The organism is Microcella sp., assembly GCF_051860105.1.
Lineage (GTDB): Bacteria > Actinomycetota > Actinomycetes > Actinomycetales > Microbacteriaceae > Microcella.
On sequence record NZ_JBHYEO010000042.1, the window covers coordinates 1 to 9828 of the forward strand.

Sequence of the window (9828 nt, forward strand, 5' to 3'; positions counted from 1 at the left end):
GGAGGTTCTCGCCATGTCAGGACGTCCAGATCAAACAACGTCCCTGGGCACTACAACTAGCGCGCGGCCACGCGGTGCGGGCGCCCTCTTCCGGGCGCCCGCACCCAAAGGTATGATCTATGGCATGACCACTGCTGTTCAGCCCCTCGTCATGCACGACTCCGTCGACGAGGCCTTCGTCGCCCAATACGCGCGCGACGGATTCGCCGTGCTGCGCGGCACCCTCACCCCGGCGGAGGTGGCCGAGGTGAACTCCGAGGCCCTGCGCATCTGCCGGGCAGGCCTGAATCCTGGCGATGAAGCGGTGGATGCTCACCCGGGGCACAGCGACGCCGACGTGCTGCGGCAGTACTTGTGCATCCACCACCCGCACAAGATCAGCGAGGTCGCCCGGCAGATCATGCGGCACCCTCGGATCGTCGACGGCCTCACGCGGGTGATCGGCCCGAACGTCAAGGCCATGCAGTCGATGCTGTTCATCAAGAGCGAGGGCAAGCCGGGGCAGGCCTGGCATCAGGACGAGCACTTCATCCCCACGCGCGACCGCTCGCTCGCCGGGGTGTGGATCGCGCTCGACGACGCGACGACCGAGAACGGCTGCCTCTGGGTGCTGCCGGGCTCGCACGCGCGCGGCGTGCTCTACCCCGACCGCGAGCAGACCGACGAGCGCTTCGACTGCACCGACGAGGCCTTCGGGTTCCCCTACACCGACGACGACGCGGTGCCGGTCGAGGTGCCCGCGGGTGCCGCCCTGTTCTTCAACGGCTACCTGCTGCACCGTTCGCTCGAGAACAGCGGCAAGCACGGCTACCGGCGCGCGCTCGTCAACCACTACATGAGCGCCGAATCGCTGCTGCCCTGGCAGAACAGCGAGGGGCGGTACTTCGCCGAGTACGACTTCCGCGACATCGTCATGGTCGCGGGGGAGGACCCGTACGCCTACAAGGGCCTGCGCGACCTCAGCGTTCCGGGCTCGCGCGCCGACAAGTCGGGCGGCTGCGACCGCTAGACCGCTACGCCAGCGCGGCCGGCCGGCGGTCGGCCGCCGCGGCCGCGGCGGCCGCGCCGGTTCGACCGACGGCGGTGCCGCACACCCGCGCGAGGTCGGCGACCTCGGTCACCTCGTGCCGCTTGGCCGCGTGCACGATGATCGCGGCGCACGCCTCGGCGTCGGCGAGGGCGTCGTGGTGCGCGAAGTCCTCGAAGCCCGCGGCCATCGCCGCGATGGGCAGGCGGTACGAGTCGAGGTGATAGGTCTTGCGGGCGACCCGCAGGCTGCAGACGTACGACAGGCTCGGCACCTCGAGCGCGCTGGCCTTCTGCGCCGCCGCGAGCACGCCCATGTCGAACCCCGCGTTGTGGGCGGCGAGGGTGTCGCCGTCGACGAACTCGAGAAGGGCATCCACCTGATCGGCCCACAGGGGCGCGTCGACGATGTCGGCGGCGGTGATGCCGTGGATGCGCGTGTTCCACTCGAGCATGTCGTCGAAGCCGAACGGCGGGTGGATGAGCCAGCTCGCGCGATCGACCACGCGGCCGTCGCGCACCTTCACGAGCCCCACCGAGCACGCCGAGGCCGCGTGGTTGTTGGCGGTCTCGAAGTCGATCGCGGTGAAGTTCAGCGGCACTCCTCGATGCTCGCATGAGCCGCCGACTCTGCACTCCGGGCTCGCCGTTCGGCTCTAGCCTGAGAGCGTGCACCTGCTCCGCCGCTACTCGCCCGCCGTGCTCGCCCAGCTCTTCTGGGCGATGAACTTCGTCGTCGGCGACCGCGTGATCGCCGAGTTCACGCCGCTCGAGCTCACGTTCTTGCGGTGGCTGGGCGCCTTCCCGATCCTCCTCGTCATCACCCTGTGGATCGAGCGCGACCAGCTCGACAAGTGGAAGCTCGCCGCGAAGGAGTGGTGGATCCACATCGTCCAGGCCCTGCTCGGCATGGTCGGCTACACCCTGCTGCTCTACGCCGCGCTCGACACGACCTCGCCGGTGAACGCGAGCGTGATCAGCGCCATCAACCCGGCCGTGATCGCGCTCGCCGCGGTCGTGGTGCTGGGGGAGCGCATCCGTCGCGGGGGCGTGCTCGGCATCGCGATCTCGTTCATCGGCGTCGTGATCGTCGTGCTGCTCGGCGGCTCGGGCGGAATCTCCGACGTGAGCGTCGCGGTCGGCGACCTGCTCATCCTCGGCGCGATCCTCGCGTGGACGGCCTACGTCATCATCAGCCGGCGCATCCAGACCCCGCCGATCACCGCGACGACCGTGCAGGTCGGCATGAGCGCCGTCATGCTCGCGCCCGTCATGGCTCTGGTGGGTGTTCAGGCGCAGCCCTCTGCCGAGGGCTGGTGGGGGCTCGCGATCATCATCGTGTTCCCGAGCGCGCTCGCCTACCTGCTGTGGAACGTCGCCGTCACGCAACTCGGCCCCTCGCGCACGGGCGTGTTCCTCAACCTGCTGCCGGTCTTCACGGCGATCATCGCGGTCGCGCTCGGCGATGCGTTGACGGTGTGGCAGGTGATCGGCGGGCTCATCGTGCTCGCGGGCGTGTACCTGACGACGCGGCCCGGCGCGACGATCCCGGGCCCCGCGAGGCCGATTCGGGATGCTGTACCGGCGCCCGACCGGGAATAGTTCTGCATGCAGACGCATTGAGCCGGGTATGACGAAACTGGGCTTCCTGTCGTTCGGCAACTGGATGGGCGTGACCGGCTCGCGCACGCGCTCCGGCGGCGAGGCGCTGCTGCAGGGCGTGGAGCTCGCGGTCGCGGCCGAGGAGGTCGGCGTCGACGGCGCGTACTACCGCGTGCACCACTTCGCCCAGAACCACTCGAACCCGTTCCCGATGATGGCGGCCGCGGCCGCGCGCACGAGCCGCATCGAGCTCGGCACGGGTGTCATCGACATGCGCTACGAGAACCCGTGGTCGCTCGCCGAGCAGGCTGGGGCGACCGACCTGATCAGCGGCGGCCGGCTGCAGCTCGGCATCAGCCGGGGATCACCCGAGGCCGTCGTCGACGGCTGGCGGTACTTCGACCAGGTGCCCGCCGAGGGGCAGACCGACGCCGACATGGCGCGCGAGCACACCGACCTCTTCCGTCGCGCGATCGACGGCGAGGGCTTCGCGCCCGGCAACCCGCGCGTGATCGGCACCGACAAGCCGCAGCCGGTGACCCCGCAGTCGCCGGGGCTGTACGACCGCATCTGGTGGGGCGCCGGCACGCGCGCGACCGCGGTGTGGACGGCCGAGCAGGGCATGAACCTCATGAGCTCGACGCTGCTGACGGAAGACACCGGGGTGCCGTTCGACGAGCTGCAGGCCGAGCAGATCGCGATGTTCCGGTCGGCGTGGGCCGCTCGCGGATGGAAGCGTGAGCCCCGCGTGTCGGTGAGCCGCAGCATCCTGCCCATCATCGACGAGGAGACGCAGTACTACTTCGGGCTGCAGGCGCAGGGCTCGCAGACCGATCAGGTCGGCATTCTCGACGGTTCGCGCTCGCGCTTCGGCCGCTCGTACATCGGCGCGCCCGACGTGATCGCCGCCGAGCTCGCGCGCGATGCGGCCGTGCAGGCCGCCGACACGCTACTCGTCACCGTGCCGAACCAGCTCGGCGTCGAGTTCAACGCGCGCCTGCTCGAGGCGATCGTGCGCGATGTCATGCCCGTGGTCGACGCGGAACGGGTCCCCTCGTTGGCGTGACAACACCCGCGCTGGGGAGAACCTTCCTGTTCAGGCTCAGCGACGAACTACGTCCGACCCAGCAACGCAACCACACCAGTGACGCAGACCATCGCTAGGGAGCCCGCACTCCAGTAGAGGCTCCAGCCCGCGCCAGTCTTTCGTCGTAGGACGATTGAGGTCAATGCGTCGAGGACAAGGGCAATCGCCGGTGACGACCAGAAGACGATGAGCAGGTACGGGTACACACCTCCGGGAACACGACCGGCGTCCTCGGGTGTCAGGCGCTCGAGAATTCCGACAACGTCGAAGTACCAGTGAGTCAAGGCCAGAGCAGTGATCACGCTACCCAGCCCCAGAAGGTGCCAGTCAAAGAGAACTCTCTTTCGCTGGTTGCCGCGCACTGCCAAGAACCCCGCAAGAAGCAGGAACAGCGAGATGCTGTGGGCGATTACTTTGCCCAGCAACATGTGATCAGGTCTGACAACGAGTGTGACCCCGCTCACACCGTCAGATCCCCACGCGGACGAGGGGAGCAGGGCGGCGCCGACGGCGAAGAAGAGGCCAAGGCCTAGAAGGATCAGACCCCACTCCTGTGCTGTGAGCGCCGCCTGTTTCACCGGTTGATACCCCCGATCCCACGACGCAACCCGACCATCGACATCTCCTCATTACTGCTTGACCATAGTCGGTGCGGTGTGGCGCCATTCCGTTAGCTCGTCGAAGCATCGTTGCTTGCGTTGGGGGCTCGCTTCACGGCTGGGCGTAGGAAATCGGACGCAATTGAGGACTGATCAACTAGCCTGAGCCCCATGATGACGTTTGGGGGAACATCGATGATCCGCGGTCTATCGGGGCCAGTATCTCTGTCGATTTGTGCTGCTTTGCTGCTCAGTGGGTGTTCCGTTTCCAGCGGCGACCCAATTGGCGACACTCTTGAAGCCGAGCGTGTGTCTGAGGACACTTCTGCCTGCATCGCGATAGGCGATGTCCTGACGATCGTCACGAATGCTGACATTGCCCTTCAGCAAGGTCGAGCAGAAACGCAAGAGCGCGATGGCTGGTATCGGCTCGCGACCCGTGTTTTGGACCGCATTCCCACGAGCGGTGAGGGCGCTGTCCACAGTGCTGTCGTGCAATTGAAGGAAGCAGCTCCGAGCATCCCACTAGGTGCGAACCGGTCGTCGGGAATATCGTCCGACGAATGGTTTGGTGGCCTAGATGCCCTCATGGCCGCGTGCAGCGACATCGGCGTCGAGACGGGTCTGGAAGCATTCACCGGCGGTTGAGGTAGCCGAGCGCACCCGAGGACGTCAGACACGATCGGCGCCTCGCTTCCCGGCAATCCTGACCGGTAGGGTCGTACCCTCGCTGGCATGAGGCTGCTGCTGCTGCTGAGCGACACGCACCTGCCGGTGCGGGCGAAGGAGCTGCAGCCGCAGGTGTGGGAGCTCGTCGACCAGGCGGATCTGGTCATCCACGCGGGCGACTGGGTCGACGTGGCGACGCTCGACGCGCTCGCGGCGCGGTCGGCCCGCGTTGTCGGCGTCGCCGGCAACAACGATGGTCCCGACCTGCACGCGCGGCTGGGCGAGATCGCGCGAGTCGAGGTTGACGGGGTGCGCATCGCCGTCATTCACGACTCGGGGCCGGCGGCGGAGCGCGAGGCTCGATGCGATGCGCAGTTCGGGCCCGCTTCGGATGCCCCCTCCGATGTGCTCATCTTTGGTCACTCGCACATTCCCTGGGATTCGACGACGCCCGGGAGACTCCGCCTGCTCAATCCAGGATCGCCGACCGATCGGCGCCGCCAGCCCGTCGGCACGGTGATGACCGCGGTCATCGAGGGCGGCCAGCTGCTCGACGTGACGCTTGTGCCGACGCCGCGCTGAGCTGGCGCGATCCGGTTACTCGACGGCGCCCATGATGACGCTGGCGATCACGGCGCCGCCGCCCGACTCGATTCGGCCGTTGAGCTCGATCGCGTTCACGTCCTCGAGCGGAGCGCCGAGCGGCACGAGGCGCACCTCGCCGTCGCAGGTCACGGTGACTCCTTCTGTGCCGACCCAGGTCGAGACACTTCGGGAGACGGCTCCGAACACGGCGGTGCCGCCACCGAAGCACGCGACTCTGATCTCGTCGATGCGCACGGTCTCGGCGAACTCGAAGAGGAGGCCGGGCTGATCCTCGAGCGGCGGCACGCTGGGTCCCGCGCTGAAGGACCCGGTGGCGAGGGCGTCCTGGTCGGTCTCGAAGGCGCTCGTGAAGGCGTTCGCCTCCTCCTGGGCAGCCTGCAAGTCGGGCTCCGCGGGCACACAGGCGGAGAGCGCGAGCATGAGAACAATCGACGACGAGATGAGGGAAGATCGACAGCTCACAGCGCGACGGTAGCACCGCGCTTCTTGAGCAGCGGGGAAGATCGCCGCCCAGGCCCGCGGTTGCTCAGGCGGGGCGCACGCTGAGGGCAATTCCGTCGGCGCTCGCCGTGTCGAGCGGGATGCCCGCCGCGAGGTCGCCGCGGGCGACGCGCTGCTCGGCGCCGCTCCACTCGTCCCGCACGATCCACGCTTCTGTACTCGACGTCATGATGACGGGGTGCCAGCGAACCGTGGCCCCAACAGCAGTCTCGGCGACCGCGAACGTGGCGAGCTGGGCGCCGTCAGCGCGGGGCGAGTACGCGAGCCCCGTCACTCCGGCCGTCGAGCCCAAGAGCACGGGCGGCACCGCGTGAGCATCCTGGGCCGCCGTTCGCCACTCGCGGTAGATCGCGATTCCCTGCCGCATCTCGGCGAGCTGCGCGGGCGCCCAGCCCGGCAGGTCGCCCATGAGGATCCAGGGGCCGCCCACGAGGTAGGGCGCGAGCTGCGCGCGCAACGGCAAGTGCGGCTCGTCGCCCATGTATTTGCTCGTCCACGACGACGGCAGGTACACGCCCAGGCCGACGGCCGCGAGGCGGTTCTCTTCAGACCGGCACCAGTCGTCGCCGATCGTCGTGTCGTGGTGCGCGATCATCTGGAGGTCGAGGGGCTTGCCGCCGTTCCAGCAGTTCTCGATGAGCAGCTCGAGGTGCGCCTCGCGCAGCGTCGCGAGCACCGAGTACCAGCCGGTGACGCCCGCCGCCTCGCCCGCGCCGGGGTCGTGCGTGTGGTGCGCGGCATCGCAGCGGCTGATCGTCTCGAAGTCGTGCAGCAGCCAGTCGACGCCGTCGCGCACGAGGCGGTCGAGGCACGCGAGCACGTGGTCGCGCGCGGGCTCGTGCCCGAGGCACAGCGAGTGGTTGCGGTGCGACACCATCTGGTGGCGGCCGTTCCAGGTGGCGAGCCAGTCGGGGTGCGCGGTCGCGACCACCGAGTCGGGGGACGCGTTGCCCGCCCCCACCCATAGGCCGAGCTTCATGCCGCGGTCATGCGCGAGCGCGGCGATGCCGGCGACGCCGCCCGCGTAGCCGGACTGCGCGTTCCAGTCGCCGACGTGGTCCTCCCAGCCCTTGTCGACCGTCACGACCTCCACACCGAGATCGGCGGCGACGTCGAAGAACGCCGTCACCCGGTCGGCATCGATGTCGGTGCCGAAGCCCCAGGTGTCGGCGATCAGCGGGGGCGGGGCGGTGGATGCCCGGCTCGGCACCGTCGCCGCGAGCAGCTCGCGCAGCCAGGCCTCGGCGGTCTCGTGGTCGCCGTGCCCGTGACGCACGAGCAGGCCGGGGAGGGCATCCGGGGCCGGCAGCTCGGCGGGGCGGAAGGTCTGCCACGGCAGGCGCGTCTGCACGGTGAGCCCGTGGTCGTCGGCGAGCAGGTCGAGCAGCACGCAGTCGCTGCGGTCGAGCGCCGTCGCGAGTGCGACCGCCCGGCCGTCGGCGTCGGTCGCGGCGATGGTGCACCAGCCGGCCGCATCCTGATAGCGCTCGTCGGCCTCGGGGGAGTGCCCGATCGTGCGGTAGAGCACACCGTCGTGCCGGTCGCCCTCGGGAAAGTCGAAGGGCGTGCGGGTGACGCGTGCCTCGTCGACGTTGAGCACGGCCGCGTCAGCGACCGAGTACGCGCCCGACACGAGCGTGCGCGGCCGGGCGGGGCTGACGGCGAGCTCGTCGATGCGGAAGCCACGGAACTTCGCATCCCACGTGAACGGGTGCAGCACGCGCACGGTCACGTCGTGCCAGCCGTCGAGCCGCAGGCGGGCGACGATCGTGTCGCCGGGCTGCTCGGCGGAGTGGTCAGGACGCTCGGGGTGCGCGACGATGCGCTCGAAGCCGTGGGGCATACTTAAGATCATACCTTTGCGGCGTGGGGAGCGCGTTGCCTCTGTGCCTATGTGTCCACGTTGTCATGTGACAACGGCGACACATGGCCGTGGCAGAAACCTGGCCCCCGGGCTGCGGGGCTGCGCGGCTCAGCGACCCGCGGCGTAGCCCTGGTTGCCGCGCGAATTGGCCGCGGCGAACATCCACCCGCGGTCGCGCTCGACGCCGACGCAGCTGAGGCGACCGAGGCTCCAGGGGTCCATGACGGTCACCTCGTGCCCGCGGGCGCGCAGTTCGTCGATGACCGAGTCGCCGAGCCGCGATTCGACCGTGAGCGACGCCGGCTGCACCGTGCGCGGCTCGAACGACGCGACCATGGCGTCGGTATGGAACATCGGCGCATCGATCGCCTGCTGCGGCTCGTAGCCCCCGACGATGCGGCGCAGCAGATAGAGCAGCTGCCACTGGTCCTGCTGGTCGCCGCCGGGCGTTCCGAGTGCCTCGACCACGCGTCCGTCACGCACGAGCATCGTCGGCGACAGGGTGCTGCGGGGGCGGATGCCCGGCGCGAGCGCCGACGGAGACGCCGGGTCGAGCCACATCATCTGCAGGCGCGTGCCGAGGCAGAAGCCGAGCGCGGGGATCGTCGGCGACGACTGCAACCAGCCGCCCGAAGGGGTGGCCGAGATGAGCGTGCCGTGGCGGTCGACCACGTCGAGGTGGCAGGTGTCGCCGCGCTGACGCCCCGCGCGGTCGAGCGTCGGCTCGCCCGAGCCCGGCAGCGGGGCCGCGGCCGAGCCCGCGAGCCGCACGGGCGGCATCCACGGCTCGCGCCCGCCGGGGCGCCCGGGGCGCACCTCGCGCGAGGCGGTCTCGCCGATGAGCGCGGCGCGCTCGGCCGCGTAGGCGGGGGCCAGCAGGTCGGCGAGCAGGGCCGCGGGATCGTCGATGACGCTCGGGTCAGCGAACCAGGCGTCGCGGTCGGCGAGCGCGAGCTTGAGCGCCTCGGTGATCGTGTGCACGCCGAGCGCGGTCGACGGATCGAGCACCGCGTCGCCGTGCTCGGCGGCGACCGCCTCGAGAATCGCGAGCGACTGCAGCAGTGCGGGCCCCTGCGTCCAGAGCCCGGCCTTGAGCACCTCGACGCCGCGGAAGGTCAGCGATGCGGGCGCCTCCTCGGCCGGGGAGTACGCCGCGAGGTCGGCCGCGGTGAGCACGCCGGGAAGCGCGCCACCGATCGAGTGCTGCACGGGTGTCTGCACGAACTCCTCGGCCGCCTCACCGACGACCGACGTCCAGAGCGCGATCGCTGCGCGCACGCGCGACTCCCGTGAGCCGGTCGACTCGCCCGCCGCGAGCAGGCGTGCCAGCACCCGGGCCCACGGCTCGTTGGTGATCATCTCGCCGGGTTCGGGAACACGGCCGGAGGGCATCCACTGCGCCGCGGAGGTCGGCCAGTGCTGCTCGAACAGCGGCGCGACCGCCCGGATCGTGCGCACCACGTTCTCGTGCACGGGGTGCCCGTCGCGCGCGTAACCGAGGGCGGGAGCGAGCACGTCGGCGAGCTCCCACGTGCCGCGCGTGGCGAGCAGGTGCAGCCAGGCCATGACCGAGCCGGGCACCGCGGCGGCGAGCGGCCCCGCCCCGGGGATCTCGTCGAGCCCCAGCCCGCGGTAGTGCTCGATGGTCGCGGCGCCGGGGGCGGCGCCCTGGCCGGCGAGCACGAAGGGATGCTCTCCCGCGGGCGCCACGATCGCCGTTAGGTCTCCGCCCGGGCCGTTGAGGTGCGGCTCGACGACGTGCAGCACGAAGGCCGCGGCCACGGCGGCGTCGACCGCGGTGCCGCCCCGCTCGAGCACCGACTGCGCCGTCGCCGTCGCGAGCCAGTGCGTGCTCGCCGCCATGCCGAAGGTGC

Annotated in this window: 10 protein-coding genes; 5 read left to right on the forward strand and 5 right to left on the reverse strand. The window is 70.1% G+C overall.

Annotated features, from left to right (window positions below; all coding sequences use genetic code 11):
• Positions 1-124: 124 nt before the first annotated feature.
• Positions 125-1009 carry a phytanoyl-CoA dioxygenase family protein gene (locus ACTIE9_RS13150; RefSeq protein ID WP_439566018.1) on the forward strand — a complete coding sequence of 295 codons (885 nt, stop codon included), beginning with the start codon at positions 125-127 and terminating at the stop codon, positions 1007-1009.
• A 4-nt stretch (positions 1010-1013) separates the two neighbouring features.
• Here the strand turns inward: ACTIE9_RS13150 and ACTIE9_RS13155 are convergent, their stop codons facing one another.
• Positions 1014-1628, reverse strand: a complete 615-nt coding sequence (locus ACTIE9_RS13155) for an exonuclease domain-containing protein (RefSeq protein ID WP_439566019.1) — start codon at positions 1626-1628, stop codon at positions 1014-1016.
• Positions 1629-1695: 67 nt separating this feature from the next.
• On the opposite strand from ACTIE9_RS13155, the gene ACTIE9_RS13160 reads away from it, so the two are divergent.
• Together ACTIE9_RS13160 and ACTIE9_RS13165 are read left to right on the forward strand one after the other, a co-directional pair.
• A complete protein-coding gene (locus ACTIE9_RS13160) occupies positions 1696-2628 on the forward strand; it encodes a DMT family transporter (RefSeq protein ID WP_439566020.1) in 933 nt (310 codons plus the stop codon).
• A 28-nt stretch (positions 2629-2656) separates the two neighbouring features.
• On the forward strand, positions 2657-3694 hold the full coding sequence (locus ACTIE9_RS13165) for an LLM class flavin-dependent oxidoreductase (RefSeq protein ID WP_439566021.1): 1038 nt from the start codon (positions 2657-2659) through the stop codon (positions 3692-3694).
• Positions 3695-3741: 47 nt separating this feature from the next.
• Here the strand turns inward: ACTIE9_RS13165 and ACTIE9_RS13170 are convergent, their stop codons facing one another.
• Positions 3742-4293, reverse strand: a complete 552-nt coding sequence (locus tag ACTIE9_RS13170) for a hypothetical protein (RefSeq protein WP_439566022.1) — start codon at positions 4291-4293, stop codon at positions 3742-3744.
• A gap of 192 nt (positions 4294-4485) precedes the next feature.
• Here ACTIE9_RS13170 and ACTIE9_RS13175 point away from each other — a divergent pair, with 192 nt between their 5' ends.
• Positions 4486-4962, forward strand: a complete 477-nt coding sequence (locus ACTIE9_RS13175; protein ID WP_439566023.1) for a hypothetical protein — start codon at positions 4486-4488, stop codon at positions 4960-4962.
• An 87-nt stretch (positions 4963-5049) separates the two neighbouring features.
• Entirely contained in the window at positions 5050-5565 is a 516-nt protein-coding gene (locus tag ACTIE9_RS13180; protein WP_439566024.1) for a metallophosphoesterase family protein, read from the forward strand.
• A 15-nt stretch (positions 5566-5580) separates the two neighbouring features.
• On the opposite strand, the gene ACTIE9_RS13185 is transcribed toward ACTIE9_RS13180, so the two are convergent.
• The 3 genes from ACTIE9_RS13185 to ACTIE9_RS13195 form a co-directional block, all read right to left on the reverse strand.
• On the reverse strand, positions 5581-6051 hold the full coding sequence (locus ACTIE9_RS13185) for a hypothetical protein (RefSeq protein ID WP_439566025.1): 471 nt from the start codon (positions 6049-6051) through the stop codon (positions 5581-5583).
• A 64-nt stretch (positions 6052-6115) separates the two neighbouring features.
• Complete coding sequence (locus ACTIE9_RS13190) at positions 6116-7933, reverse strand: glycoside hydrolase family 36 protein (protein ID WP_439566026.1); 1818 nt, start codon at positions 7931-7933, stop codon at positions 6116-6118.
• Positions 7934-8062: 129 nt separating this feature from the next.
• Positions 8063-9828 (reverse strand): gamma-glutamyltransferase family protein (locus ACTIE9_RS13195; RefSeq protein WP_439566027.1); only part of this gene is annotated, 1766 nt, incomplete at its 5' end.